Source organism: Paenibacillus tritici, assembly GCF_013204885.1.
Lineage (GTDB): Bacteria > Bacillota > Bacilli > Paenibacillales > Paenibacillaceae > Paenibacillus_AQ > Paenibacillus_AQ tritici.
The window spans coordinates 214,165-240,265 of sequence record NZ_JABMKX010000012.1 but is presented as its reverse complement, the minus strand read 5'-3'; the positions used below and the strand labels follow the sequence as shown (position 1 = coordinate 240,265).

Below are 26,101 nucleotides of genomic sequence, written 5' to 3'. Positions count from 1 at the left end.
ATGATTCCATTTCGTTTCCTCCATGCGGCGGATCTGCATCTGGACAGCCGGTTCGCAGGGCTGTCCCATCTTCCGCAGGAGATACGCTCCTATCTCCGGGAGTCCACCTTCGCCGCCCTCGGGCGGCTTGTTGGCGTAGCCATAGCGCAAAAGGTAGATTTCGTGGTCATCAGCGGCGATGTCTATGATGTCACCGATGCTTCTCTCCAGGGCCAGCTCCGCTTCCGGGAGGCTCTGGATGAACTCGGGCGCCACGGGATTCAGGTGTTCCTGATCCACGGCAATCATGATCCGCTGGACGGGCCGCGTCTGGCATCAGCGCCGCCTGAACATGTTACGGTATTCGGCGGGAGTGAGCCGGGGCGCGTTGTCGCCCGCCGCAGACAAGACGGGAGAGAGGTTGCCGTGGTCAGCGGAATCTCTTATCCGACCGCCAAAGTGACAGAGAATACAGCGCTGCGCTTCAGCCGTGAGCCGGGAAGCAGCCTGTTCCATATTGCCCTGCTGCATGGCAATGTGGATGGGGATCTTCAGCATGAGACGTACGCTCCATGCACCCGCAAGGATCTGATTAGCAGGGGATATGACTATTGGGCGCTCGGACATATTCATAAGCGGAGTATTCTGCATGAGCATCCGCCAATCGTCTATCCGGGCAATATTCAAGGCAGAAGCATTAAGGAAACCGGGCCTAAGGGCTGTTATACCGTTGATGTAGATGCAGAAGGTGCGGCTGTATTAGAATTCCATGAGCTGGACAGTGTGCGCTGGCAGGTGCGGGAGTTATCCATTGAAGGCCTGGCGGATGAAGCCGAGTGGACCCGGGCCGTGGAGAATGCGGTTGAAGAGCTTAGGGAGGAAACCCCGCAGATGATGTCGGTGGTCCGCTTCCGGCTGACCGGACGGGGGGCTGTACATAAGATACTGGCGGAGAAAGGGGCAGCCGATGATCTGCTTACCGAGCTGCAGCGGCGGGAAGCCGTCCGTGCGGCACGCAGGGAATATGCGGGTCTGGTATGGACGGAAGGCTTCTCTATAGAATCAGGACTGGCTATTGACCGTGAACGCCTGCTTCTGGAGGACAGCTTCTTGGGTGAAATGCTGCGTCTTACCGGGCGGACTAGCGTGAATGCCGGGGAGCTGGACGAGCTGGTCGCTGCTGCGCTCAAGCCGCTGATGGAGAATCAGGAGCTGCGCAGGCTGCTGATGTCGGTTGGGAGCGAGGAGAAGCTGGACTGGCTGAGAGGGGCGGCGGAGCTTGGAATAACACTGCTGAGCGGATTGGCGGAGCCTGCCGGGGCGCAGAGTCCTGCGGAGGGAGGTATGGAGCTGTCTGCCGGAAGCAGCGAACTGTCCATGGAAGAGGCTGGACTGGAGACGGGAAGTGCTAGGGTGGCAGGTAATTTTGTGGCAGGAGATGGACCTGCGATGAGCGGGAAGCTGGATCATGACGGTTCAGCGAAGCATGGGGAATGGGACGATGCCAGATCGGCGGGGAATAAGGCAATGGATAATGACGGATCGTTGAGGAGCGGGGCCGGTGCTGAGGAACCGGGAGACTGTGCTGGCCGGCAAGAGCGGAGGGATGCGGAGTGAAGATTGATTCCTTACGGATAAGCGGCTACGGCCGTCTGGCCCAGCGGGAGATCGGATTGAACGAAGGGGTTACGGTTCTGTTCGGGCGTAATGAAGCTGGTAAAAGCACCACCCTGCAGTTCATCCGTGCCATGCTGTATGGCATCCCCGGCAGGGCGAACCCTGCCGAGCGGTACGAGCCGCTCCAGGGGGGAACGCATGGCGGGGTACTGGAAGCGCGGGACGATTCCGGGTCAGCGTGGACGATCCGCCGGTATGCTTCCGGCGGCGAGGGACCGGGGAGAGCGGAGAAGCTGAATGTTGTGGTCACCCATTCCGATGGAAGCACGGAGGAGCTGAATCAGGCGGAGCTGGAACGCCGTCTGCTTGGAGGCATCTCACGGAGCATGTTCCGCCAGCTGTTCGCTGTCTCGCTCGACGAGCTGCAGGAGCTGGGTGCGCTGCAATCCGGTGAGATGAGCAGCTACCTGTTCCATGCCGGTATGGGCGGCGGCGGTGAGATTATGCGGGCGGAGAAGCGCCTAATCCAGGAGTCCGAGAAGCTCTATAAGCCGCGCGGCCGGGTCCAGGAGGCTGCAAAGATCCTGCAGTCCATTGAGAAGCTGGAAGGGGAGGTTGCGGAGAGCCGCTCCTATCTGCCCAGGTATAACGAGAATACTCTGGCTCTGGAAGCAGCGGAGCAGAAGCTGGCGCAGATGAAGGAGCGCCGGGAACGGGCCGGAGCGAAGCTGGTGAAGCTGCGCAAGGCGCAGGACATCCGGGAGCTGTGGCTGAAATGGTGTGAAGGCCGGCTGGAGCTGGCGGAGCTTCCTGTGATCCATACGTTCCCTGAGGCCGGTGCGGAGCGGTGGAGGTCGCTTGAGGCCGACCTGCGGAGTCTGCAGGGTGCGGCGTTCCGGCTGGAACGGTTGCAGGCGGAGCTTACGGAGGAGCTTGCGGCGAACCCGCCCGATCCTCTGCTTGCGCAGCAGGGTCCGGCCCTCGAAGCGCTGGACCGCAAGCGGAGCAGCTATGAGGACAAGCGCTCCGAGCAGCTGCGGGTGCAGGCGGAGCTGACTTCTCTGCGCGAGCAGCTGGAGCGCCTGCTGCGCAGCATTGGCGCAGGCTGGGACACCGCTGCGCTTGCGGGCTTCACTGCCGCCGCGGCGGACCGGGAGGCCGCGCGGCGTTATGCCGCGTCCTTTGCCGGGTATGACCGGCAAATGGAGACCCGGGGCGCGGAGCTGCTGAGCCTCCGCGCCCGCATTGCTGCCGCAGACGCTGCGCTTGCGGCGGCTGAGCGCCAGCTTGCGCAGGGTCACGCAAGCGGCGCCGCGGACTTCGCGGGCCTCGCTGCGCGCAGCCCGCGTGAACTGCTGCAGCTGTGGGACGAGCTGCAGCAGGCAGCCGAGCGCTGGCGCGAAGCCCAGCTCGGCCCTGTTGAAGCCGCCGGGCGCAGCCGCTCCGGCGGGAACGGGCGCCGGGCGGCACGCTACCGGCGCTTCCTGCAGGCGGGCGCAGCGCTTACGCTGCTGCTGCCGCCTGCGCTGTGGCTGACCGGCGCACCGCCGGTCAGCGCGTGGTCCGCGCTAGGCCTGCTGGCCGCCGCGGACCTGTGGCTCTGGGCCGCCATGCGCGCAGCGGCGGCTGATTCTTCCCCGCCGGAGCCCGGCGGCGGGGAGGCCGGCAAGGCCGCAGCGGAGATGCTGCGGCTGCGCGGGCTGCTGCTCTCCGGTGCGGAGCAGGAGAGCAGCAAGGCCACCAGCCCTGATGCCAGCGGGCTGGAAGCCGGGATGAAGGAACTGCGCCGTCGGATGGAGGCCTGGAGTGCCTGGCGCCAGCATATAGACCGGCTTACGGTTGAGGCGGAGGCCTGCCGGACGGAGCTTGCCGTGCTGACCGGCCAGGAACGGGTGCTGACCGGGGAGCTCGATCAGGCGGAAGCCAGCTTCACGAAGCTGGCCGCAAGCTACGAAGATTGGCTGCGTCAGCGGAGACTCCCGGAGGGGCTGTCACCGGACAGCCTGCCGGATCTCTTCGCCCTGGCAGAGCAGGGCCATGAGCTTCTTCGCCAGGAGGACAAAGGGACTCTGCGGCTTAGTACGCTAGAGGCGGAATGTGCAGTCTACGAGCAGGAGGGAATGAAGCTGCTCGCAGCTGCCGGGGCTGAACAAGGCGGCACAGCCCCTTCTTCAGCCCACCCCACCGCTGCTTCCGCTGTCACCGCCCAGACTGGTCTAGAGCCTACGTCACCCACTGTTCAGTCTGGTCTAGAGCCTGCGCCACCCACTGTTCAGTCCAGTCTAGAGCCTATGCCACCTGCTATCCATTCTGATCCACAGCCTACACTTTCCGCCGCCCATCCCGCCTCCCTCTTAACCTGGCTGGACCAGCGGAAGCAGGAGTGGGAGCAGCTGAAGGCTGAGCTGCTGCGCAGAGAGAGTATGGAGGTGCGGCTGGCAGAAGTCCGGGAGGAGCTGGCGGCGAACCACGCAGAACAAGCGGAATTGAACGGGCGTTGCTCCAGGCTGCTGCAGGAAGGCGGCGCCGAGGATGGCGAACACTTCCTGCGCCGTTCCTCCGCCTGGCTGAGACGTACAGAGGTGACACGGTCCGTGCGCCAATGGGAGCTGGCGATGTTTGGCGGATGGGATGAAGGGGGCAAGGCGGAGCTGCTGAGTCTGCTGGAGCAGCGGGATGCCGTGCAGCTGGAACAGGAGCGCAGCGCTGATGAAGAGGCGGCGGCCGAGCTTGAAGAAGAGCACAGCAGCCTGCTGGAGCAGCGCGGCAAGCTGCTGCGGGAACGGGAAGAGCTGACGGGACGCTGCAAGGAAGACACAGCGCTCCAGCAGCTGGAGGAGCAGCGGGCAGCGCTGCGCCAGCTGGCCGGGCAATATGCGGTAACGGCGCTGGCGGCCGAGCTGATGGGGCGGACGCGCCGCATCTACGAGCAGGAGAAGCAGCCGCAGGTGCTTCAGCTTGCCTCGGTATATTTCTCGAAGCTGACGCACGGGGAATACCGCCGGATTGTAATGACCCTGGGCCACAAGGAGCTGAAGGCCGAACACAAGGAAGCCGGTCTGCTGGATAGCGGACTGCTAAGCCGGGGAACGGCGGAGCAGCTGTATCTGGCAATCCGGCTGGCACTGGCAGAAACGATGAGCAGCAAAGTACATCTGCCGCTGTTCTTCGATGATCTGTTCGTGAATTTCGACGAACACCGGCTTCGCGCCGCCCTGGCCTTGTTAGGCGAGCTGTCGGTATCCCGGCAGATTGTAATGATGACCTGCCACCGGCATGTAGCGGAAGCAGCCGCGAATATCATACCTTCGGCTGCCATTATTTCCGTGTAGGCCGGATGGCGGGTTTGACGGCAACGATCGTGATCCCCTTCTTCCCCGGGCCTGATCCGCCTGCCGGCGGTTTCCCCTGTCCCGGCGGCGGAGATAGGGGGCTGCGCAGCAGCATGACCACCCATATCAGGCAGAGTCCGCCGAAGATCGGGTAGAATATACCGAGCAATGAGCTGAACCCGAATTGGCTGAACACATAGCAGATCAGCATCAGCAGCGGGGCGACGAGAGCAGGAGCGACCGGAAGGCGCTGCTGGAGCTGGACGCTCACCCCGTAGATGCCTGCAACGAAGGTGCTGAAGATCTCCATGAAGATCAGCAGCAGGAAAATCATCTGCACCACAGGACCCAGCCGGATCGCGATGCTGCCCATCGGGATCTCGAACTGCAGGATGCCCGGCATTTGTGAGCTCATGGCGAAGTGTGCCGCCAGCAGCATGAAGCCGATCCCGGCTCCGCCCAGAATACCGCCGCGGATAAGTGCACGCTCATCATCCGTATGCCGGGCCAATGGAACAAGCACGGCTTGGGCCATTCCAAGGTTGAAGGAAGTGTAGAGGAGCGGCGCGATCCAGGCGTTGATGGCCCCGTGATCCGTCGGCAGGAAGAGGAATCTTTCGGCTCCCGGTACAACCAGCGTATTGAAGACAAGGATTAACGACAGCGTAAGCATCAGGGGTACGACCAGACTGTTAATCTGCAAGATGCCAGAGATGCCGCGCTTTAACAGAAAATAAGAGCCCAGTATCGTCAAAAGCAGCCCTGCCTGATAGGGAAGGGCGAGATGCTCCTTGAAGATCGCCCCGGCGCCTGCGAGCATAATACTGTTGACCCCGATCAGGATAATCATGGTGAACAGGCTGATGCTGCCCCCGGCCCTTGCACCGAACAGGTGGCGGTTGAAATCCTCATAGGAGTCCGCAGCGATCCTGCGTGCGATTATCATCATTTTGGTTCCGAGCCAGATAAACAGTGCGGTGGAGAGCAGAATCGTCAGCAGGGCCCAGTGCCCGTATCTGGTGAAAAAACGGAGGATTTCCTGGCCGGTGGCGAATCCGGCGCCTACAACAGTGCCAATATAGGTGAAAGCGATCTGCAATGTGCGGATATGTGACTTCATGCTTACCCTCCTCTGAATGCTGCGAAGATTAAAATGGCGGGGTCCGCTAGGATATAGCCTTGTGCAGTCCGCATAGTACAGGTTATGATGAGGGACAGAGGGACATGACTTCCGCCTATAGGAACAAATGCTTTTTTCAGTGGAACGTCTGCAACAAGTGGAAACGGCTTTGCCGGTCCTTTTAAAGGACGGCATTCGTTTCAGCGAGAAATCGAAGGATAAGTTATCGTGTGAAACAAATAAATTCTTATATTTTTATTAAGGGTAATGGAGGTTCGAAATCATGGAATTATTGAAACAGCGGATTTTGGAGGAAGGGGTTGTCGTCTCGGATCAGGTGCTGAAGCTGGACGGTCTGCTCAACCACCAGGTCGATCCGATGCTGACGATGGAAATGGGACGGGAATTTGCCCGCAGATTCGCTGAGGCTGGAGTGTCGCGCGTAGTGACCGTGGAATCCTCGGGTATTGCCGTGGCATTTGCCACCGCTTATGAGATGAAGGTGCCGCTGGTATTTGCCCGCCGCAAAAAAACGCTGCTGGCTGATCCCGACGCTCTATGCGAACGGGTGCCCTCTTTTACCAAAGGGATTGTGACGGACATCATGCTGTCCCGCCAATACATCTCGGAGAATGACAAAATCCTGTTCATTGATGATATTATCGCCAACGGCGATGCGGCCCGCGGCCTGATCAAGATCATTCAGCGTTCGGGCGCTGAGCTTGTAGGTCTGGGTGTAGTTGTCGAAAAAAGCTTCCAGGCCGGTGCGCGTACGATCCGGGAACAGGGAATCCGGCTGGAATCGCTTGTTGATATTACCTCCCTTAGTGAGGGAAAGATTACTTTCGGGTAAAATTGAAGTGTCAATAACAGGAACTTAGCCTATTTTTGAAACATCTTCTTTTCACCCTATAAGTTTTCCTTTATAATAAAAATTAGACATGAGAGGGGAGGCGTCACAATGGGGAAAGAACCGGTGACTGAGCAATTTTTTATTGATAAACTAACCGAGGCTAAGGATCACTTCGAACGTGCGCTGGATTGCAAACACACGGAGTTCGACGATTTGTATCCCTATATGATTGAACATCCTCAATTTTTCTGGTACAAACGTTATGTAGCTTGGTCGGAGCTGTTGACAATCACAAGTTTGTGTGAAGAGCTGTCGTATGGCTGGAGACAGTTATTCACGGACCATCAGGTAGAGTATCTTGAAGAACGTGTGATGTCCGCTAAAGTTCTTGACTTCTGGTTTGAGAAGAATGAAGCGCTGATATAGGAACTTCATAAGACATACAGATTGCCTAGTTCGTAACTAGACCCGGATGATTCTCATTTGGGTCTTTTTCATGACCTTAACCGGGTAAATATTGGACAAGCTAAAGACAGAGAGGGGAATAGAGAATTATGATCAGTGATGAACAACTGGACGCCTACCGGATCTCAGGAGAAAAGATACGCGTTGTACGGGATGGACTGGAGAGCAATGATGTGAAGGGGATCGTGCTGGCCTGGGATGAGTCCCAGGTGATGATCCGCCGACCCAATAAGCGGGTGGTGAAGCTGGACCGGAATTATCTGTATCAGCCGTTCAGCGAACCCAGACCAGAAGCGGACACGGCGGAGTAACCGGGATCTATGGAGGGAATTATGAAGCTGCCTGTAATTAAAAATGCCGGGGAACTGGCCGCGCTGGTGCGTGAGATTGGTTTCCTGCCCTTGTTCCGCTGTGAAATCGGAGGCTTCTCCCTGGAGGAGTGCACTCCCGCCGGTTACTGGTTTGTGAAGGATGTGGAGGGCCCGTGGGAGTGGCGTGAGGAGATTGCGGCCGGGGGCGAGATCGCTTATGCGAAGCTGTTTAACAAGAAGGCCGGGTTTGTCAGCAAAGAATGGTACCCGGACTTCGCCAATTACCGCCGGGACGGTTATGATTTCGATGCCAGATATGATGACGGACTAGCGTCCATGCCAAGCAAACAAATTATGGATGTGCTTATGGAACACAAGGAGGGATTGCTCTCCAATGAGCTTAAGCAGCTGGCGGGCTTCGGCAACAATGGTGCTAAAGGCTTCGACACCGCAATGACGCATCTGCAGATGCAGACGTATATTACAGCCAGCAGGTTCGAGTACAAGCTGGACCAGAAAGGCCGCCCCTATGGCTGGGGGATCGGGCGTTATGCCGTGAGCGAGCACATCTTCGGAGCAGATTGGGTAACTTCCCGTTACACCGATAAGCCCGAAGAATCGAAAGCGCGGATTGCCGGGCAGGTAGCGAAGCTGTTCCCCGATGCCGGGGTGAAGCAGGTGGAGAAGGTTTTGAAGTAAGAAACAAACATGTCCTTCAAGGCACAACTCCAGCATGAAAATGAGCAGCGCGCCTAAAAACAGAACATCGTCTGTTCATCTATTTAACAAATGTTAACGGAAAACCGAATACAATTGGACTTGGAGCGCCACGTAGGCCGAATGTAATCGAAAAACCGAACACAATTGGACTGAACGCGCCACGTAAGCCGAATGTAATCGAAAAACCGAACACAATATATGGCCGTTAAAACGCATGGGCCCATGCGTTCGAGACTAATTAGGATGGCCAAGCCACGCTCCATTAGCGTATCATATATTGAAATGTAGCCGCACCAAGAGCCTCGTCCAGAATAGGACGAGGCTCTTCATGTTAGCAGTACAATCCATTACAAGCCGCGGCTTAGATGGACAATGCCATCTGTTCCACACGTTCTTCTCTGGGAAGAACGGAGGCAAGCTCGGCACCCAGTCCGAGATAGGCCCGCATACGCTGCATCATCTCACTCCGGAAGCCGGGCCAGAGGATATGGATCTCGCCGGCATATCCCCGGCAATTATACTCGGCAGTAACTCCGCGCTGATCCTGGCGGACGGTACTGATCTTCAGCTGATGGGAGGTAAGCTCGCGGGTAACCTCCTGCAGCATCAGGGAAGTCTTCTTGGTAGCACTGGATACCAGCTCCATGTAGAGCTGGGGAGTCTTGAACAGACCGCTCTTGCCGATGGCACGGCAATCCCGTTCAAATACTTTATGGATAAACGTTAGCAGCAGGTAGCTTCTGACCAGGGACAATTCATCTTTGGATATATTCTCAGGGATTGTTGGTGTAGTTGGGGTATATCGCTTGGTAATCGCCATATAAATCACCTCATTTATAGTATGCGAACCTTTGTTCTCATTATACATCGAACCCGTACATAAAAGCAATATTTAACCAGAAATTTATGGGAAGAAAGAAAAATTTAAAAAACTTGACTCCATAATTCCGGCATGGTAAGATCTATCTTGTGACTGCGTTAAGCAAGTCAACCGAATATGCGGTCATGGCGGAATTGGCAGACGCGCTGGCTTCAGGTGCCAGTGATAGCAATATCGTGGAGGTTCGAGTCCTCTTGACCGCATCACTGATGTACAAAGGCCCGTTCATTTACCCTAGTGGTAATGAACGGGTCTTTGTTATACTATAAGAATTCAGAGGCTTCATATGATCAATTAATCTGAAATACAGGAGTGAGCGACTATGAGCTGGGATGTACTGATCATGAAGGAGAAATATGATTTCGACGCACCTGAGGACAAGCAACCTGCGATACCTCCCCTTGGACAACGTGATGAAATCATCGGGAAGTTGACTAGCTGTATTCCAGAGCTGGATTACCGGGATGCAGCATGGGGATTCATGAATGGCGAGGGATATTCGATAGAGTTCAACACAGGAGATGAGGAAACCGTGGACTCCATCATGCTGCATATCCGGGGCGGAGGAACGGTTATGGATACCATCCAATTGGTTTGTGATACCCTGGAAGCCTATGCGCTGAATACATCGGATGGTAGCTATATCAATTTTGAGCAGCCTGAAGAAGCGGAACAATCATGGGAGCAGTTTCAGAAGTATCGTGATCAGGTGATTAAGGAATTCAAATAAAATAACATAAATCAAATTCCTACCCTAGGATAAACTGCAGGGAGGCTGCCATGAAAAAACCATTATTCCGGGCGTTGATCACAGGACTGCTATTTGTAGGTGTATATTATGGTGTTCAGGCTATTTACGGGATGTATCTTACTATGAGCCTTGCTCCAGATTTGGCAGATCAGTATACGTCCGCTAATGATTTGCAGTATAAAGTAACATTCGGGGTGGCAGATCATCCTGTGTGGAGAATAGTAGAGGTCTTTGGTCTGATGCTGCTTGGAATGATTGTCTATTATACAGGCAGGGTATTGAGAAGGAACGCCTTCAAAAGCCATAAGTAGCCTTGCCGATAATAATATTGCTTGCGGACCCTGGCGTCCGCAAGCGTTACGTCAGAAACATCCACATCAGCTCTAACACATGGCCCAGCTTTCTCTGCACGCCCTCAGCGTTACCAACCTGCCGAACGCCAACTCTCCCTGCACGCCCTCAGCGTTACCAACCTGCCTAACGCCAACTCTCCCTGCACGCCTTCAGCGTTACCAACCTGCCGAACACCAACTTTCCCCGCACACCCTCAGCGTCAGCAACCTGCCGAATACCAGCTTTTCCCGCATCTGCTTCACCGTCACCAAGCACCCCGATACCATCCCACGCCTAGCCCGTTCACGGATTCGCCCTAACCCCAACAAACCTGATCCATCCGTCATCCGGTAACCCGCCATCCTGCTCCTGTCTGGATTATATCCCCGGTAAACACGGCGGAATCAAGAGATTAACACGGACCATTCCCTCATCAAAAACAGTTTAAATTAACGTGCAGAATGGTATTGACGCCTGAACAATCAGCATGTTAATATTTTCACGAGACAAACTAACATGTCAGTACACCTATATAGCATGTTAGCATGTTATTTTATTTGATCCTATTACAGGAGGTTATTTTGTGGATGTGGCTAATGTTGTAATCGGTTTCATTATGGTTTTATCATTTTTTGGATTGGTGTGGTATTGCGTTAAGGGGTATAACCTCATGGTGGGCTTCTTCGTCATGTCGGTGCTGTGGACCTCGATTGCCCTGATCGGTAATTCCATTCATCCCACCTCTGTGATGGAGGGCAAGACGTTCATTGATGTCCTGACGAACGTGTTCCAGACGGGGCCGGAGAACTACGGTAAAGCGATCCTGGTTAATATCTTCTTCGGTGCATTCTTCGGCAGAGTCCTAATCGACACCGGAATTGCCGCGACCTTAATCCGTAAGGTAGTAGAGCTGGGGGGAGACAAACCAAGAGTCACCATGTCACTGCTGTGTATAGTTACCGCTGTAATCTTCACATCCATGACCGGCATCGGTCCGGTAATCTCCATTGCTGTAATCGTGTTGCCAATCATGCTGTCGCTCGGAATTCCTTCACCGATTGCCTTGTTCTCCTTCATGGGCTCCATTATGGCGGGGATCTTCGGGAACATCGTGAATTTCAAGCAATATCAGGCTATCTTTGCCACAGCCAATGAAAGTTATGCCAGCTACGACTATAATACATATTTCAAATTCGGCATGATTGCGATGGCTGTATCCCTGATTGTTGTACTGGTTGTATCGAACGTGATGATGAACAAAAAGATCTCAAGAGCCTGGGCCGCCACGCCGGATACCGGCGCTACGAAGGATGCGCCTGCCATCTCCTGGATTTCCATCATCCTGCCCGTTATCGGCGTGGTGGTGCTTAAGGTTCCGATTATATTTGGCTTCATCTTCGCCGCATTGTTCGCCTTGCTGACCTGCGGCAAGTTAAAGGGTGGTTTTGCAAACGTTTGCAGAATGCTGTCGAAGCAATTCTCGGACGGAGCCATTGATGTGGCGCCGATGATCGGTTTCTTGCTCACCCTGTCGATGTTCAACAATGCAGCCACCTATGCTTCGCCCTATTTCAAAGAACTGCTGGATGGTGCGATGCCGCAGACAGCGTTATTGCTCTGTATCGTATTCGCCATCCTGACACCGCTCGGCTTCTTCCGCGGCCCGATGAACCTGGTCGGTTCGGGTTCGGCGATTCTGGCCGTAGTCGTTGCAACGGCAGCCTGGCCGGTGCAATTCCTGTATCCGTTGTTCGCCATTACTACTGTAGCACCGCAGCACTTGGACGTAACCCAGTCCTGGGTCGCCTGGGGCTTCGGCTATACGAAGGTTCCGGCCAAGGAATACATGAAGATGTCGATTCCTACAGGCTGGATCATCGGTATTATTCTATGCGCGGTCGTATTCTTCATGTACGGCAATCTGGTGTAGCATGTTTTATAATGAAGAGAAACGGAGCAATCATATGGGCAAAATGGTTAGGATGGGTATCGACGTAGGGGGAACACATACCAAAGCAGTGGCCATCGACAATGCGACACATGAGATTATCGGGAAATCATCGGTCAAGACGACACATGATCATGCCACAGGCGTAGCCGCAGGTGTGGTGAAATGCTTCATGAATTGCCTGGAGGAGAACAATATCCGGCCGGAGGATGTAGTGTTCGTGGCACACAGTACAACACAGGCGACCAATGCGCTGATCGAAGGCGATATTGCCCAGGTTGGCATCATTGGCCTGGCGAAGGGCGGTCTTGAAGGCTGGCTCGCCAAACGGCAGACCAAGCTTCAGAATATAGATCTGGGCAACAGCAAGGAGATCAAGATTTATAATGGCTTCCTTAATGTTAAAAAAATGTCCGAAGCCTCCGTGCTGGCGGTCATTGATGAGCTTAAGCGTCAGGGGGCACAGGTGATTGTGCCTTCCATGGCTTTTGGCGTGGATAATGGACGGCCTGAGGAACTGGTATATATAGAAGCTGAGAAACAGGGTATGCCGACCACCATGGCCTCCGACATTACGAAGCTGTACGGGCTGACCCGAAGAACCAGAACGGCGGCGATTAATGCAAGTATTCTGCCGAAGATGCTGGATACGGCCAATTCAACAGAGCGGTCTGTCCGGGAGGCCGGTGTCCATGTGCCGCTGATGATTATGAGAGGCGACGGCGGTGTGATGGAGATCAGTGAGATGAAGAAGCGGCCTGTGCTGACCATGCTGTCGGGACCGGCGGCCTCGGTTATGGGATCGCTGATGTATCTGAGAGCGTCGAACGGGGTGTATTTCGAGGTCGGCGGTACGACAACCAATATTGGTGTCATCAAAAACGGCCGCCCGGCCATTGACTATTCCATCGTCGGCGGCCATCCGACCTATGTCAATTCACTGGATGTGCGGGTACTCGGTGTTGCCGGCGGTTCGATGATCCGGGCCAATAAGAGCGGTGTGGTGGATGTCGGTCCGAGATCGGCGCATATCGGCGGTCTGGATTATTCGGTCTTCACGGACCCGGAGAAGATCAAGGGAGCGCAGGTCGAGTTTTTCTCGCCGAAGCCTGGTGATCCTGCAGATTATGTAGCGATCCGTCTGGAGAACGGGGAACGGGTGACGATTACGAACTCCTGCGCGGCGAACGTGCTGGGCCTGGTGAAGCCGGAGCATTTCTCCTACGGGAATGTGGAAGCAGCGAGAAGGGCGATGCAGGCGCTGGCCGATTACTGCGGAACGACAGCCGAGGATATTGCCAAGCAGATCATGGAGAAGGCCTATGCCAAGATCGAGCCGATCATCCTGGCGCTGGCTGAGAAGTACAAACTGGAGAAGGATCAGATCTCCCTGGTGGGTGTCGGCGGCGGGGCAGCTTCGCTTATTGTCTATTTCTCGGAGAAAATGGGCCTCAAATACAGCATCCCGGAGAATGCGGAGGTCATCTCCTCCATAGGCGTGGCCTTGTCGATGGTCCGGGATGTAGTCGAGCGGATTATTCCTTCCCCTTCCAAGGAAGTGATTGCCGCCCTCAAAATGGAAGCCATGAACAAGGCGATACAGAGCGGAGCGACACCGGAGAGCATCGAGATTCATATTGACATTGATCCGCAGACCTCCAAGGTGACTGCGATTGCTACCGGCTCTACGGAAGTCAAGACGACCGAGCTGCTGAAGGAATGTACGGAAGAGGAATTGCAGGAGCTGGCGGCACAGGATATGCGTATTCCCGTCGAGCGGACAGTGCTGCTTGAGAAGACCAGATACGTGTATATTTTCGGCGAAAAGATGGATAAGGCCGGTGAAGCCGGTGCGGTTCGCATCCTGGACACCAAAGGGTTCATCAAGGTACAGAGAGGCCGGGCGATGGCGTTTAAAACCACGGCCGGGGACTATCTGAATGCCGTCCGTAAGCTATGGGAGGCGATGGCCGTCTATCAGACGGAGCTGATCGCAAGGCCTGACTTTTACCTGTGCATCGGGGCCCGCGTCATGGACTTCACCGCTTCGGACTTTGAACAGCTGGAGCTGCTGATGGATATCGAAGTATCCACGTTCGAGCCGGACACCGAGATCATTGTCGTGGCAGCCAATATCAAGCAAAGCTAACGGCCGTAAAGAGTAAGACAGGGAAGAGGACACAGGGGGAGGTATGCAGGTGCAGAGGAAGCTGGGAGAGATGATGGATGATTTGCTGCGGGTTGACGATGAGGCTTGGGGGATGTACGCCTTCTCCAGAGATATTCTGAACCGGCGCATTCCGCCTGTGACCAAGATAGAGATGCTAGTGCGGGCCAGAGCCTGCGGGATTGAATACGCCCGGCGGATGATCCGTGACTATGGCACCAGCGATGTCCGGGAGATTGCCGGGAAGCTGAACCTGAAGCTGGAACTAAGGAGTGCAAGCATGACCGGCAAGCGGGTGCTGTTTGCCAGCTATACGCCTCCGGACAAGATTGAAATTATGGAAGAACCCGTGCGCAGGGCGGCGGAGCTGGTACAGGCGGAACAGCCTGCTCTAGTTGAACTTTTTCCGCAAGCTGGTATAATGAATACTATCCTTGGCCACGAGATTTTTCATGGTGTAGAAGACCGGTATGCACAGGAAATATACACCCGGACCGAGCGGATTCTGCTATGGAAGCTGCTGGGCCTGAAGAATTATTCTACTATACGCACCTTAAGTGAAGTCGGAGCCATGGCCTTTACGCAGGAATTGAACAGACTAAGCTACTCACCGTTTATTCTGGATATTCTGCTATATTACAGCTACGATTCAGCCAGTGCGGAGATCATATACCGTGATGTACTAGGAGTGAGTTCAGGGAAGGTGTAGGGAATCCGTTGAAGATTATTAATAACAGTAATTCACTAAATGATGTAACTTACAATAAAATAAAAGAAGACATCATGAATATGACGTTGGAGCCGGGAATGGATGTCAGTGTGCAGAAGCTGTCGGAACGTTATGGCGTCAGCCGGACACCGGTGCGTGAAGCTGTAGTCCGCCTTCAACAGTCGGGACTGGTGGAAATATATCCTCAGCGCAAAACCGTAGTCTCCAAGATTGATCTGCAAAGAGTGCGTGAGGAATGGTTCATCCGGACCTCGCTTGAATCCGCGGTGATTGATGAATTCATCCGCAAGTGCAGTGAACTGGTAGCAGATACGATGCAGGAACTGATTAATAAGCAGAAGAAATATATGGATAAGAAATATTTCAGAGAATTCTATTTCAAGGACAACCGCTTCCATCAGCTGATCTTTCAGACGGCGGGGGAGGAGTTATCCTGGTTTACCATTGAAGAAGTAGCCTCCCATTATAATCGCATCCGTCTGCTGTACGGCAAGATGGAGGGGGTGCAGCCCTCCGATATTGATAAGCATGTGAAGATGGTCGCGGCTACCCGTAAGCGGGATGTGGAAGGGATGCGCAAGGTTGTGATCGAGCATTCCAATACCCTTCTGGACCGGGTTCAGAGCATGTCCAAGTTATACCCGCAATTCTTCTGATCATAGACCGGCTGTCATGTTAAAGGCGTATACTGAAAGCTTTCTCCGTATGGAGGGGCTTCCGGTATACGCCTTTTGTCGCGAACTAACCAATCCGTCTCTACTTGTTCAGCCGTTCTATAGCTTCTTGAGCCGCCGGTAATACAGCCAGGTTCTGACCGCAAACGAGCCGAAAATAAGGATGCAGAGGAACATCAGTGATGTGTTCCATGCCCGGGAAGCGGTGATTCCGTCTTGCAGCATCCCGTCAATAAATGCCGTCACATTCAGGCTGTAGAGCAGAATCATGGGCAGGAACAGCAGGGTATAGCTGACGGCAATTTTGCGTGCGTGCTTCAGGCGGTGGTAAGGATCACTGTAGATTTCCGGCTGCTGCGCATGATCCGGCTGCTCCCGGCTCCAGATGGTCCATTTCTGCAAGGAAAAAGGTGAGCTATAGACCTTATTCCAGCCTGCCTGGCGGTGCAGTTCGACATACTCCTCATCGCCAATGACCTGATAGTCGGCGTGATACTTCATTTGGCGCGGACTGCCTTGGCTGAAATGGAACAGGGTTCCCCCCGGGCCGACTTTATACAGATTCCAGCCCAGCCGCTCCTTCTCCTCCAGCCATTCCTCCAGCCGGTCGGGAGCGTACATCCAGCCTAACTTCAGCCGCGTCATCTTAAGGCCCGCTGGCTTCTGCTGTTCATGAGTCTTCTTGATAACATCTTGATTCAATTGGAACCCCTTGCTGGCCGCCCGGAGCTTAATAATCGAATAGATTGCAAGGATAAGCAGGATCACAGCCAAGACTGCTGCGACCCAGGTAACCGCCCACAACGGGCTTTGTTGCGTCTGCATAGGAGTATCCTGGGTCAAGGAGAAGCCTAGCGCAATCAGCGGGATCATCGCAATGAGCAATAAGTACACCAATATTCCCATGAAAATATAGGAGATCTTGCGGTTCCGCCTTAAGACCTCTTTGCGGGAAGGGTACGCCTTAATCTGTGCCAGCTGCCGCTCATTCTCGTAGACGGTCCATTTGCCTTGCTGCAGGCGCTTGCTCCAGCCTTCAGCAGCCAGATAGGATGACATGGAAGGCTGGGAGGAGGGTCCATACCCGATCTGATAAGAACGCTGTACCGGTTGAGCTTGCCGGAAGGTGAACCGCCGGAGTAGCAGGCTCCACTCCGCCAGCACCCAGCCCTGACTTGCCATATCGGCCAGCCAGGCTTCTGACTTGGGCAGGTCATAACTCCAGAAGGGCCGAAATACCCTTTTCATACAAATTCCTCCTCACTGGTAATGGCATTGCGGTGAAGTTCCTTCAATCTGCTGATTTCTGCGCGCATTACTTCTTTCCCCAGACTGGACACCTCGTACACCGTCTTTCTCTCTCCATCGGCGAATACAACGATCAGTCCGTCCTTGTTCATCTTCGTCAAAGTTCCGTATACCGTACCGGAGCCCAGTCTAAGCCGCCCTGCGGACAGCTCCTCCACATGCTTGATGATTCCGTAGCCGTGGCGGGGTTTGGTCAGGGACAACAGAATATAGAACGCCGTCTCTGTCATCGGCACATACTTTTTCAGCACTTTATCCGTTGCGGACACCAAGATCACCTGCTTCGCCAGTTCATTGTGCATACTCATGGCATATGTCTTGCCGTGACTATGTCATAACGTGACTATATCACGGTGTGACATAAAATTCAAGGCTGAGGGCAATTATAGCGCCGCCAGCTCGAGCGGCTGGCAGACAGGCTGCCAGATCTCGGGCACATGCTTGATCTCCGAACAGTAGACCGCCTGCAAATATCGGCTGAGCGGGGAGAGTTGGCCTTCGACCAGGACTTCCTTGATCTCCGAAGGTTTGGTAGGGATATCCCTCCTGGATATGGACATGAATTCTGCGACGGGCAGCAGCATCCCGCAGCTTTTGCGGTAGGACATCCGGTGCGGGAATCTGGGCGAGCTGCCGGAATCATATTTGGACAGCCTGATCCGGTCAAACTGACCGGTGAGCAGCTCGGGAGCGGAGAATTGGAGAATAGCAAACGGTTCGTCCGGTTCCCGGCGGGAGTACATGGCCGCCATTGCGAGGCAATCCCGCCAGGTCGGCCAGAGGAATACATGGCGGTCCAGGCAGCGGCGGAATTCTTCAGGCGTAGTGTACGGGTCCATGGCTTCAGGCGTGATGCGCAGATGGGCATTCAGCATAGCGGTTTGGCCGCCGTATTCTACCTGGAGGGTAGTTGTCCGGCGTAATCCGGCAGCATGTCCGGGACTCAATACGGCTGGAGCATATAAGGCATCAAGTGCAGCCATGGCCGGCAAATTGCGGGTCCGGGTGAAGTGGTATAACGAGGTGCGGAGCGGACTTTTGGTTATTGCTGCAATCAGTGCTGGATTCATGGGCATATTTTTCCTTTGCGGGAGCAGAAGTTTTTGATATTTTTATAAGATATATAAGAGACACTTAGAAATAAACAAAAAGCAAAAGAAGCGGAGGGGAAATTTGGAACTGTAGGAGCGATAGCGACCGCCTTTGTCACCGGATTTCCACCGCGAAGAGCGGTATTGATCAAGAAATCTGGGGACAACAGCGGCCGAAAGACCAAATGTTCACCGCAGTGACGATGAAGCTTCAAGTTCAAACCTTAAGTGTGTCTGATATACAATGGTACCGAAAGGATGAGACGGATGCAGGTTGAATTACTTACTCAGAGCAGGATGGAGGCATTTTTGAGCTTTTGCCGGAAGCACCGGGGGGAGCTGGATGATTCTTATCTGATTGATGAGGAGCTTGCCGGGTTCGAATGCTCCCCGGACAACCCTACGTATATTATGGCCGATTCTTCGGGGGGAATTACAGCGGCGGCTTCGCTCATGCTGAATGATTACGCCCGCAGGGGACGGAAGGCCAGATTCAGAATCCTGTATACGGAGACTGGGGATGTGAATGTATACGAGTCCTTGCTGCGCTCGGTACTGCCTCATGCGGCAGGAATGGATCAGTTGAATCTGTTCGTTCCTTTGGCAAATGCTGCGGCAATAGAGATTCTGGCATCCGTCCGGTTCGCAGTGCAGCGTTACATTTATGTCCTTGTGAGGGAGGAGGGGCAACCTCCTGCGCTGAGCTTGCCGCCGGGCTATGAGGTTCTTCCCTTTCGCAGCGGGGCGGATGAAGTGGTCTGGTGTGAGGTGCGCAATGCCGGCTTCGCCAGACTGCAGGGCAACGAGACACCGGTCACGCCTGCTATGGTGCAGCAGATGATCCGCGGAGCAGACTATATCGAAGGCGGTCTACTGATTCTGTATCATAACGGAACTGCCGTAGGTATCGTACGCGGCTCCGCTGATGAATACGAAGAGGCTCCTGCCATGAGTATCGGCCCGCTGGCGGTATTACCGGAGTATCAGGGGAGAGGACTGGGCCGGATTCTGCTTCAGGCGGCGCTGCGGTTCGCGGCTGAGAAGACGTATTCCCGTACCGTTCTGTGTGTCAACGCAGAGAATGAACGGGCGCAGGCTTTGTACACGGGAGAAGGCTTCAGGCAGGTGGAGGCTGTAGCGTGTCTGACTTATGTAGTACAGCATCAGATTTAAACTAGTGGCAAGGCGTAACGGACTGAGGCGCACGTATTCCGGATGAAAGACACCCCATGGGCAATGGAACGGACCCCATGCGAGCTTATTCTTGGAATTTCTACGCTTAAATCTCTCGTAGAGAGTCGATAAGGGCTACTCCGTCCGTTAAACCGCAAAACGTGGTGTTTTCCTGGGAATAGGGTCTCTCAGGTCCGTTAGGAGCAAACTCGGCCGGGCGCGCAGTTCCGTGGTTCGGAACCTCCGGGATTCAACCCTATTCACAGAATTCAGAAAGGGAAAAGTGGCGGATGTCTATCACGGTCCTATTTACCATCCGCCTTGCGTTTGAGCAGGACCGCATTAATCTCGCCTCCGGCAAGAATAATAAAGGAGCTGATATACAGCCAGATAAGCAGAACCGTTACGCCTCCGAGACTGCCGTAGGTTTTGGTGAAATCGCTGAATTGATTGACGTATACAGAGAAGAGGACAGAGGTTGTAATCCAGCCGATCGTTGAGAACAGCGCACCGGGCACGACTTCGCGCAGAGCCAGCCTCCGGCTGGGAGCGATCCAGTACAGAAGAGTGAAGACTATGAACATTACAAGCAGCGGAATAGCATATTGCAGCAGATCCCACAGCTTCTGGAATCCGTAGGGCAAGTCGATAAGCAGGAAGACCTGGGTTTTGAGCCAGGTACCAAGGACAAGCAGCAGAATACTGAGCAGAACGACGAGACCGATCGTCAAGGTAGCGAGCAGGGCGATGCCCCGTATTTTCCAGAAGGCTCTGCTCTCATCAATGTCATAGGCACGGTTAAGCCCCTTGATGATGGCATTCACACCTTTGGAGGCGGCCCAGAGCGTTGCCAGCATCCCGAAGGATAATAACGCCTGGCTGCGTCCGGCAGATACATCTTGCAGAATTTCTTCAATGATTGAAATAGCCTCGGCGGGCATGACCTGCTCGAGCTGGTGGATTTTGTCCTCAAGGGAGATATTGGCGTACCCAATCAGGGTCATGATGAAGATCAGAAAAGGAAACAGGGACAGGATCAGATAATAGGTCAGCTGTGCGCCTAGACCCTGGACATCATCGGCATTGATTTTAGTCCACAGCTGTTTCATGAAATTGAATGCGCCTCTCGCTCCGCCAGTCTTCGTGTTCATAGGACCCTCCATTACGTATCAGGGTATAGCCTTCGCTCAATATACAAGAATGCAGGCTTCACGCTATAAGTTACCCAATATTTACCCGTTGCAACCTCGCTGAACGGGTTCCCGGCGCAGCTTGCCTGCCAACTGTCTCATTCTCTCATCGGCATAAGCATAGATACGCATATAGCTCCGGCAAAAATAATCAGGACTGGAGCCGCCTTCTTCCGGGTTCCATTTCCGGTTCCGGGGGCATCCTCCATAACACAACGGCTGCCATTCGCAGGATTGACATGGCTCCGGCAGAGCGGGCTTCATCTGGTGAAACCGCTCGTAGTTGGGATGGGCAAGCATATCCGCAATGGAATCCCCGGCTATATTGCCGACCTTCCACTCCTCATTGATATAGAAATCGCAGGGGAAGGCGTCCCCGTTCTGCTCCAGCACGAGACTTGAAGGACATGCAGCGCGGTGAATACAGGATTCTGCTTCGCCGCCCAGGTAGACGCTGAGCATGTTATCGAAGAACCGTACCGATATTTCGGGCTTGCCGTCCTGATACCATTCGTCGAAGGCCTCACACAGGAAATCCCCGTATTCGTCCGCTGTAATCTCATAGACGCCCGGCTGATCCACCTGCTGGGATCTGAAGTCCATGCAGGGAATGAACTGAATGAAGCGGAAGTCCTGCTCCCGGTAGAACGCCATCAGTTCCCTTGCTTTACCTACATTGCCCTTATGAATAACCGTTAATATATTAAAGTCAACCTGGTGCCGCCGAAGGTGGCTGATGCCGTTCATGACCTGGACATAACTGCCCTTCCCTGCGGAATTCACCCGGCGCGAGTCATGAATCTGCTGCGGACCGTCCAGACTGACTCCGATCAGGAAATGATAGGTTTTGAAAAAAGCAGCCCACCGCCCGCTGATCAGCGTGGCATTGGTTTGCAGGGAATTGCTGATAACCGTATGCGGCGGGGCATGCAGAGCCTGGCGGTACACGACTTCCTCAAAGAATTCGTGACCTGCCAGCAGCGGTTCTCCGCCCTGCCAGGCGAAGGTGGCACTGCCGGAGCTGCGCTGCATATAATCCTGGATGAATTTATCCAGAATCCCAGAGTCGATCCGGTTAATTGCCGGTCCGGGCTTCCCTCCACAGGTACTATAATAACAATAGTCGCACGCCAGATTACAATCCTCCGAGACCGTCTTCCACATCACACCTAAACCGGAATGAGAACCGGCAGTGCAGCTAAGAGACACAGTAATCTCCTCCTGTCTTCCTATTTATTCAACATACCAGTCATTTAGAAGCATGATGGCCGCTCCTGTGGCTACGGCCTCTTCTTTGAGCTGTCCTTGAGTAAAGAACGGACTGTTCTCGGGCGAGGGATAAGTGTTCTTCCTGGCGACCTCAACCGATGTGTCGAAGACAAGTTGATGTGCCCGGATCAGGGGTCCGCCCAGCACGACACACTCCGGATGAAGAGTGTTAATCAGATTAGCCAGTCCGATCCCCAGGTACGCAGACGATTCCGTGAATTGTTCAGTAACCAGCTTATCTCCATGCCCAAGAGCTTCAGTTAAGGAGGCAAAGGTGACCCGTTCCGGAGAAATTTCCGCCAGTACGCTGCTGCGCCCAATCTTCAATTGTGTGCGTACACGCTCTTCCAGCGCCGGAACAGACACGAAGGCTTCAAGGGCTCCGTAGTTTCCTTTACCGTGCAGTCTGGGTCCGTTGGTCTGGATAATCATCTGACCCAGCGCACCCTCAGCGCCGGAGGCCCCCCGAACGATATGGCCGCCGGATATCATGGCGAATCTAATAGTTGTTCCGGCATGTACATACAGGATGTGCTGATAGTTGCTGGACTTAAGGGCCCGATGCTCACCGATAAGGGCGCAGTTGGCGCCATTGTCAAGCTTGACCGGCAGGTCAAGCCGTTCCTTCAGCATCTCGCAGATGGGGACGTTGGTCCAGGAAGCGGCCGGGAAGTGTTCCGGCTCCAGAATGATCCCGCGTTCGGAGTTCAAGGGGCCGACAGCGCCTATCCCCATACCCAGAACGCTGCCCGGCGATATGCCGTGCTCCGCCAGAAGAGCCCGGGCACAGTCCGCAACATGATCCGCGAGCAGCGGGGGCGTCATGCTATCGTCCATGGTCCACCGGGTCATAGACAGCAGATTGAAATGCATATCGTACAAGCCAAGGGAAGAATGAATGCGGGAAATCTCCAGCCCGAACAGATACCTGTATGCCGGGTTGCACTGGAACAGGATGGGCTTCCTCCCGCCTTTGGAGGTTCCCAGCCCTGAAGCGATAATTAATCCCTGGGACGACATCTCATCGAGAAGCCGTGTCATACTGCTGCTGGTCAGGGCAAAATCATTCAACAAATCGGCCTTGGAGGCCGTTCCCAGGTAGGAGATGCGGTCATAGACCTGTTTTTTGAGGGAAGCATTAGGGTGGGGCAGCATCAGGCTTATCTCCATTCCAAGTTTATTCGTAGGAATACCTAAGATAATTCCAAATTGATTTTTATTCAACGGAAAATTGACTTTGTACACTCTGATTATGAAGTATACACAGAATATTTACAATAAAATTCATAACTTTAATCCAAAATGAAATTAATTATGCTAGTATATAAGTAACATCTCTAGAGAGAGCAGAAAAGAATGTAAGGTGGAACTGGAATGAAGCAAAATGCACGCGGAAAAATGAAGTTACTTTGGAGTATTTTTTGCGTATTTTTCAAAATTGGACCCTCCACCTTTGGAGGCGGTTATGCCATGATTGCAACTATTGAAGAAGAAATTGTTCGGAAAAAGAGATGGATGAACGAAGCGGAAATGGGGGACATGATATCCGTGTCCGGTTCCGCTCCCGGAGGGGTGGCCGTCAATAGCGCAACCTTCATCGGCTATCGTCTTGGCGGAGTGGCGGGAGCTGTGGCTGCCGTCATTGCCATAACCCTGCCCACCTTCCTGATCGTGTTCCTTCTCAGCGGCCTCCGGCTTTTATTCAAAGATAACGTCAAGGTAGAAGCCGCTTTGAAGGGGATTCATGCCGCGGTTGTGGCCCTGATCATTGTCGCAGCCGGAAAGATGTGGAAAGCTTCTGTTCTGGACGCAGTGACGTTTGCGCTTGTAGCGGTATCGCTGGCCTTGCTGTTGTTCACGCAGATTCATCCGTTTTACCTGATTGTGGGCGGACTGACAGCCGGAGTTCTGGTGGTGCAGTACAATCAGAAACGGGGAAAGAGCATAGTTACAGAGCAGGTGAGAACAGAGGAGAGCCGGGATCTGCAGTTTCCGGAATACTACATTTGAAGGGGTTCATGGGATGCTGTGGGAGCTGTTGTACATTTTTTTCAAAGTAGGGCTAGTATCATTTGGCGGCGGATATGCCGTGATTACGCTGATCCAGCGGGAGGTTGCCGGGCAAGGATGGCTGGACAGCGGCGCTTTTCAGGAAATCGTCTCTTTGGCAGGAATGGCCCCGGGTTCCATCGCGACCAATACCGCCACCCTGATCGGCTACTCCCAGGCGGGGGTGGGGGGAGCCATAGCGGCAACTGTCGGCATTATTCTGCCGTCGCTTATCATCGTCATTGGTATCGCTGCATTCTTCCTGAAGCTGCAGAGCAATAAGTGGGTCAGATCTTCCTTCTACGGACTGCGTCCGATCGTGACCGGCTTAATTCTGTATGCGGCGGTTCATTTCGGATTCAGCGGAACAAGCGGCTCCTGGTTGACCTGGACACTCGCGGGCTCGCTGCTGATCTGTGCCGGATGCCTTCTTCTTATTTCCAAATACAAAGTACATCCGTTTGCTGTGATCCTCCTGTCGGCAGTTGCGGGCATTGTTATATTCTGACTGAATTCATATCATATCCAAGAAAGCGTGAGCGAAGGGAAGAGCCCTTGCTCACGCTTTCTTATTTCCCCATGGACCGGCCTGCTTCAGGCATGATGTATTCTCGGCATAGGCAGCGGTTCCTTGCCCAGCTCCGCCCAAATATATTTCAGCAGAAGCTCAGACTTCAGCTGCCCGTGCTCCGGCTCGTCCCACAGATTATGAAGTTCGTGCGGGTCCTGCTCTAAATCGAAGAGTTCGCCGTACTGCTGGTTGTAATAGACCGTAATTTTGTAGCGTGCATCAATATAAGTCTTCTGGTGAATGGTCGTGGGCTCATGCCGGAATTCGCAAATGGCATGGTCACGCGCCTGATTCCTGCGGCCCAGCCATACATCCTTCTGATCTACACCGGTCATCGACGAAGGAACGGGAAGGTTGGCAAATGACAGAAAGGTAGGCGCCAGGTCCACGAGCGACTGGATCGCATCCGACTGTCTGCCTGCCGGAACCTGCCCAGGATATCTGACGATGAATGGCAGCTTGATTAAATCCTCGTAATGAAACCCTCCTTTGGCCTGCAGACCATGCTGCCCGAAGAAATGCCCGTGATCGGTTGTGAAGACGACGAGTGTGTTCTCCGCGAGTCCGAGTTCCTCGAGCTTATCGAGAATGCGGCCGATATATTTGTCCATCATGCTGATCATTCCGTAATAGACCGCTACCAGCTTCTTTTTGTCATAATCCGTCAGCAGCGCCTTATCCCCGTATTCATAATACAGGTGGGAGCGGTAGCCGTGAATGCCGAAGCCCGTCTCCATAAGCTGCGAGAAATCAGGGCTGTCTTCCTGGGTCATGCCGAAATGCGGCGGATTCCGGTCGTGTTCCCCGGGCGTCAGTGAAGGAATGGTCAGCTTGTCAGGGTCATACATCGAATCCCAAGGCTCCGGGACCAGATATTCGGGATGCGGATCAAAGAAGCTGGCCCAGAGAAAGAACGGATCTCCGGACTCTTGATGCTCCTCAAGGCGGGCATTGCTGCGCTCTGCAATCCAGGTGTTGTAATGATACTTCTCCGGAATGGGCCAGGTGTAGGTTACAGACGGGTCCATTGTCCCCGTGGGAGGGAGGAAATAATCCCGCCAATTGGGACAGCCCTGTTCTTCCAGCCATAAGGCATAATGCTGGCCGACATGGGCTTCGTTCGTATGGTTCCTGGCAAGCTCCACATGGTCGAATCCGTAGAAGGACTCCTGGAAACCGCTCCAGTAATCCAAGTCCTGCAACAGGGGATAGGCTTCCTTCGATTCATATTCCTCCGTAGACTTCAGGGGCTGGAAATGGGCTTTGCCGATCAGTGAGGTCTGGTAACCTGCTTCGCTGAAATCCTCACCTACCGTATGCCGGTCCTCCAGCAGCTTCGTTCCCAGCGTCCACGCACCGTGCTGGCTTGGATACATTCCCGTAATAATAGAGGAACGGCTTGGCGTACAGGTGGGATTAGGGCAATAAGCGCGGCCGAAGGTGGTCCCTTGCTGTGCCAGCCGGTCCAGATTGGGAGTGGAGATCTCGGACTGGAAGGCACCGATGGTATTCCAATGCTGTTGATCACTGGTTATTAGTAAAATGTTAGGTTTGCTGGACAATGGTCATC

At 54.2% G+C, this 26,101-nt stretch carries 24 protein-coding genes and 1 tRNA gene; 16 read left to right on the top strand and 9 right to left on the bottom strand.

Annotated features, from left to right (window positions below):
• On the top strand, positions 1-1,596 hold the full coding sequence (locus HQN87_RS22210; protein WP_246553468.1) for a metallophosphoesterase family protein: 1,596 nt from the start codon (positions 1-3) through the stop codon (positions 1,594-1,596).
• Positions 1,593-4,928 carry an AAA family ATPase gene (locus HQN87_RS22205; RefSeq protein WP_173137738.1) on the top strand — a complete coding sequence of 1,112 codons (3,336 nt, stop codon included), beginning with the start codon at positions 1,593-1,595 and terminating at the stop codon, positions 4,926-4,928. Before HQN87_RS22210 ends, HQN87_RS22205 begins: the two co-directional genes overlap by 4 nt.
• On the opposite strand, the gene HQN87_RS22200 is transcribed toward HQN87_RS22205, so the two are convergent.
• Positions 4,915-6,048, bottom strand: a complete 1,134-nt coding sequence (locus HQN87_RS22200; RefSeq protein ID WP_173137736.1) for a YkvI family membrane protein — start codon at positions 6,046-6,048, stop codon at positions 4,915-4,917. The genes HQN87_RS22205 and HQN87_RS22200 overlap by 14 nt on opposite strands.
• Positions 6,049-6,331: 283 nt before the next feature.
• Between HQN87_RS22200 and HQN87_RS22195 the strand changes: the two genes are divergently transcribed.
• The 4 genes from HQN87_RS22195 to HQN87_RS22180 all read left to right on the top strand — a co-directional run bounded on the left by HQN87_RS22195 (position 6,332) and on the right by HQN87_RS22180 (position 8,376).
• Complete coding sequence (locus HQN87_RS22195) at positions 6,332-6,901, top strand: xanthine phosphoribosyltransferase (protein WP_173137734.1); 570 nt, start codon at positions 6,332-6,334, stop codon at positions 6,899-6,901.
• A 108-nt stretch (positions 6,902-7,009) separates the two neighbouring features.
• Complete coding sequence (locus HQN87_RS22190) at positions 7,010-7,327, top strand: hypothetical protein (RefSeq protein WP_173137732.1); 318 nt, start codon at positions 7,010-7,012, stop codon at positions 7,325-7,327.
• A 128-nt stretch (positions 7,328-7,455) separates the two neighbouring features.
• Positions 7,456-7,677: a hypothetical protein gene (locus HQN87_RS22185; protein WP_173137730.1), complete on the top strand. Its 222-nt coding sequence runs from the start codon at positions 7,456-7,458 to the stop codon at positions 7,675-7,677.
• A 21-nt stretch (positions 7,678-7,698) separates the two neighbouring features.
• Entirely contained in the window at positions 7,699-8,376 is a 678-nt protein-coding gene (locus HQN87_RS22180; protein WP_173137727.1) for an AlkZ-related protein, read from the top strand.
• A 382-nt stretch (positions 8,377-8,758) separates the two neighbouring features.
• Here HQN87_RS22180 and HQN87_RS22175 read toward each other — a convergent pair whose 3' ends face one another.
• On the bottom strand, positions 8,759-9,217 hold the full coding sequence (locus HQN87_RS22175; RefSeq protein ID WP_173137725.1) for a YhjD family protein: 459 nt from the start codon (positions 9,215-9,217) through the stop codon (positions 8,759-8,761).
• A gap of 179 nt (positions 9,218-9,396) precedes the next feature.
• On the opposite strand from HQN87_RS22175, the gene HQN87_RS22170 reads away from it, so the two are divergent.
• The 7 genes from HQN87_RS22170 to HQN87_RS22140 all read left to right on the top strand — a co-directional run bounded on the left by HQN87_RS22170 (position 9,397) and on the right by HQN87_RS22140 (position 15,862).
• Positions 9,397-9,480: transfer RNA gene (locus tag HQN87_RS22170), tRNA-Leu, on the top strand.
• A 119-nt stretch (positions 9,481-9,599) separates the two neighbouring features.
• Positions 9,600-10,007, top strand: coding sequence for a hypothetical protein (locus HQN87_RS22165; protein ID WP_173137724.1), 408 nt, complete (start codon positions 9,600-9,602; stop codon positions 10,005-10,007).
• Between the two features lie 50 nt (positions 10,008-10,057).
• Positions 10,058-10,339 carry a hypothetical protein gene (locus tag HQN87_RS22160; protein WP_173137723.1) on the top strand — a complete coding sequence of 94 codons (282 nt, stop codon included), beginning with the start codon at positions 10,058-10,060 and terminating at the stop codon, positions 10,337-10,339.
• Positions 10,340-10,944: 605 nt separating this feature from the next.
• On the top strand, positions 10,945-12,291 hold the full coding sequence (locus HQN87_RS22155) for a citrate transporter (protein ID WP_367272770.1): 1,347 nt from the start codon (positions 10,945-10,947) through the stop codon (positions 12,289-12,291).
• Positions 12,292-12,325: 34 nt separating this feature from the next.
• Positions 12,326-14,458: a hydantoinase/oxoprolinase family protein gene (locus HQN87_RS22150; protein ID WP_173137722.1), complete on the top strand. Its 2,133-nt coding sequence runs from the start codon at positions 12,326-12,328 to the stop codon at positions 14,456-14,458.
• 49 nt (positions 14,459-14,507) lie between these two features.
• Positions 14,508-15,185, top strand: a complete 678-nt coding sequence (locus tag HQN87_RS22145) for a hypothetical protein (RefSeq protein WP_216857399.1) — start codon at positions 14,508-14,510, stop codon at positions 15,183-15,185.
• 8 nt (positions 15,186-15,193) lie between these two features.
• On the top strand, positions 15,194-15,862 hold the full coding sequence (locus HQN87_RS22140) for a GntR family transcriptional regulator (protein ID WP_301953207.1): 669 nt from the start codon (positions 15,194-15,196) through the stop codon (positions 15,860-15,862).
• 117 nt (positions 15,863-15,979) lie between these two features.
• Here the strand turns inward: HQN87_RS22140 and HQN87_RS22135 are convergent, their stop codons facing one another.
• The 3 genes from HQN87_RS22135 to HQN87_RS22125 all read right to left on the bottom strand — a co-directional run bounded on the left by HQN87_RS22135 (position 15,980) and on the right by HQN87_RS22125 (position 18,258).
• A complete protein-coding gene (locus HQN87_RS22135) occupies positions 15,980-17,128 on the bottom strand; it encodes a DUF2812 domain-containing protein (protein WP_173137721.1) in 1,149 nt (382 codons plus the stop codon).
• Positions 17,125-17,496, bottom strand: coding sequence for a PadR family transcriptional regulator (locus HQN87_RS22130; RefSeq protein WP_254075610.1), 372 nt, complete (start codon positions 17,494-17,496; stop codon positions 17,125-17,127). Before HQN87_RS22130 ends, HQN87_RS22135 begins: the two co-directional genes overlap by 4 nt.
• 75 nt (positions 17,497-17,571) lie before the next feature.
• Positions 17,572-18,258: a DUF7002 family protein gene (locus HQN87_RS22125; protein WP_173137720.1), complete on the bottom strand. Its 687-nt coding sequence runs from the start codon at positions 18,256-18,258 to the stop codon at positions 17,572-17,574.
• A gap of 318 nt (positions 18,259-18,576) precedes the next feature.
• On the opposite strand from HQN87_RS22125, the gene HQN87_RS22120 reads away from it, so the two are divergent.
• The gene (locus tag HQN87_RS22120) at positions 18,577-19,452 is read left to right on the top strand and encodes a GNAT family N-acetyltransferase (protein WP_173137719.1); all 876 of its coding nucleotides are present in this window, start codon (positions 18,577-18,579) and stop codon (positions 19,450-19,452) included.
• A 305-nt stretch (positions 19,453-19,757) separates the two neighbouring features.
• On the opposite strand, the gene HQN87_RS22115 is transcribed toward HQN87_RS22120, so the two are convergent.
• From HQN87_RS22115 to HQN87_RS22105, 3 genes are all read right to left on the bottom strand, one after another.
• Complete coding sequence (locus tag HQN87_RS22115; RefSeq protein WP_173137718.1) at positions 19,758-20,603, bottom strand: YihY/virulence factor BrkB family protein; 846 nt, start codon at positions 20,601-20,603, stop codon at positions 19,758-19,760.
• 81 nt (positions 20,604-20,684) lie between these two features.
• Positions 20,685-21,851, bottom strand: a complete 1,167-nt coding sequence (locus tag HQN87_RS22110) for an anaerobic sulfatase maturase (protein ID WP_367272769.1) — start codon at positions 21,849-21,851, stop codon at positions 20,685-20,687.
• Positions 21,852-21,875: 24 nt separating this feature from the next.
• Positions 21,876-23,066, bottom strand: a complete 1,191-nt coding sequence (locus HQN87_RS22105; RefSeq protein WP_173137884.1) for an ROK family protein — start codon at positions 23,064-23,066, stop codon at positions 21,876-21,878.
• A gap of 219 nt (positions 23,067-23,285) precedes the next feature.
• Between HQN87_RS22105 and HQN87_RS22100 the strand changes: the two genes are divergently transcribed.
• Together HQN87_RS22100 and HQN87_RS22095 are read left to right on the top strand one after the other, a co-directional pair.
• Complete coding sequence (locus HQN87_RS22100; RefSeq protein WP_173137717.1) at positions 23,286-23,921, top strand: chromate transporter; 636 nt, start codon at positions 23,286-23,288, stop codon at positions 23,919-23,921.
• Between the two features lie 13 nt (positions 23,922-23,934).
• The gene (locus HQN87_RS22095; RefSeq protein ID WP_173137715.1) at positions 23,935-24,468 is read left to right on the top strand and encodes a chromate transporter; all 534 of its coding nucleotides are present in this window, start codon (positions 23,935-23,937) and stop codon (positions 24,466-24,468) included.
• An 86-nt stretch (positions 24,469-24,554) separates the two neighbouring features.
• Here HQN87_RS22095 and HQN87_RS22090 read toward each other — a convergent pair whose 3' ends face one another.
• Entirely contained in the window at positions 24,555-26,093 is a 1,539-nt protein-coding gene (locus HQN87_RS22090; RefSeq protein ID WP_173137713.1) for a sulfatase family protein, read from the bottom strand.
• Positions 26,094-26,101 lie beyond the last annotated feature (8 nt).

Bases quoted from the DNA above. Each gene is read 5' to 3' on its own strand.
- HQN87_RS22210 (WP_246553468.1), top strand. From the start codon at position 1: ATGATTCCATTTCGTTTCCTCCATGCGGCGGATCTGCATCTGGACAGC.
- HQN87_RS22200 (WP_173137736.1), bottom strand. From the start codon at position 6,048: ATGAAGTCACATATCCGCACATTGCAGATCGCTTTCACCTATATTGGC.
- HQN87_RS22195 (WP_173137734.1), top strand. From the start codon at position 6,332: ATGGAATTATTGAAACAGCGGATTTTGGAGGAAGGGGTTGTCGTCTCG.
- HQN87_RS22190 (WP_173137732.1), top strand. From the start codon at position 7,010: ATGGGGAAAGAACCGGTGACTGAGCAATTTTTTATTGATAAACTAACC.
- HQN87_RS22185 (WP_173137730.1), top strand. From the start codon at position 7,456: ATGATCAGTGATGAACAACTGGACGCCTACCGGATCTCAGGAGAAAAG.
- HQN87_RS22180 (WP_173137727.1), top strand. From the start codon at position 7,699: ATGAAGCTGCCTGTAATTAAAAATGCCGGGGAACTGGCCGCGCTGGTG.
- HQN87_RS22175 (WP_173137725.1), bottom strand. From the start codon at position 9,217: ATGGCGATTACCAAGCGATATACCCCAACTACACCAACAATCCCTGAG.
- HQN87_RS22165 (WP_173137724.1), top strand. From the start codon at position 9,600: ATGAGCTGGGATGTACTGATCATGAAGGAGAAATATGATTTCGACGCA.
- HQN87_RS22160 (WP_173137723.1), top strand. From the start codon at position 10,058: ATGAAAAAACCATTATTCCGGGCGTTGATCACAGGACTGCTATTTGTA.
- HQN87_RS22150 (WP_173137722.1), top strand. From the start codon at position 12,326: ATGGGCAAAATGGTTAGGATGGGTATCGACGTAGGGGGAACACATACC.
- HQN87_RS22135 (WP_173137721.1), bottom strand. From the start codon at position 17,128: ATGAAAAGGGTATTTCGGCCCTTCTGGAGTTATGACCTGCCCAAGTCA.
- HQN87_RS22130 (WP_254075610.1), bottom strand. From the start codon at position 17,496: ATGAGTATGCACAATGAACTGGCGAAGCAGGTGATCTTGGTGTCCGCA.
- HQN87_RS22125 (WP_173137720.1), bottom strand. From the start codon at position 18,258: ATGAATCCAGCACTGATTGCAGCAATAACCAAAAGTCCGCTCCGCACC.
- HQN87_RS22120 (WP_173137719.1), top strand. From the start codon at position 18,577: ATGGAGGCATTTTTGAGCTTTTGCCGGAAGCACCGGGGGGAGCTGGAT.
- HQN87_RS22115 (WP_173137718.1), bottom strand. From the start codon at position 20,603: ATGAACACGAAGACTGGCGGAGCGAGAGGCGCATTCAATTTCATGAAA.
- HQN87_RS22105 (WP_173137884.1), bottom strand. From the start codon at position 23,066: ATGCTGCCCCACCCTAATGCTTCCCTCAAAAAACAGGTCTATGACCGC.
- HQN87_RS22100 (WP_173137717.1), top strand. From the start codon at position 23,286: ATGAAGCAAAATGCACGCGGAAAAATGAAGTTACTTTGGAGTATTTTT.
- HQN87_RS22095 (WP_173137715.1), top strand. From the start codon at position 23,935: ATGCTGTGGGAGCTGTTGTACATTTTTTTCAAAGTAGGGCTAGTATCA.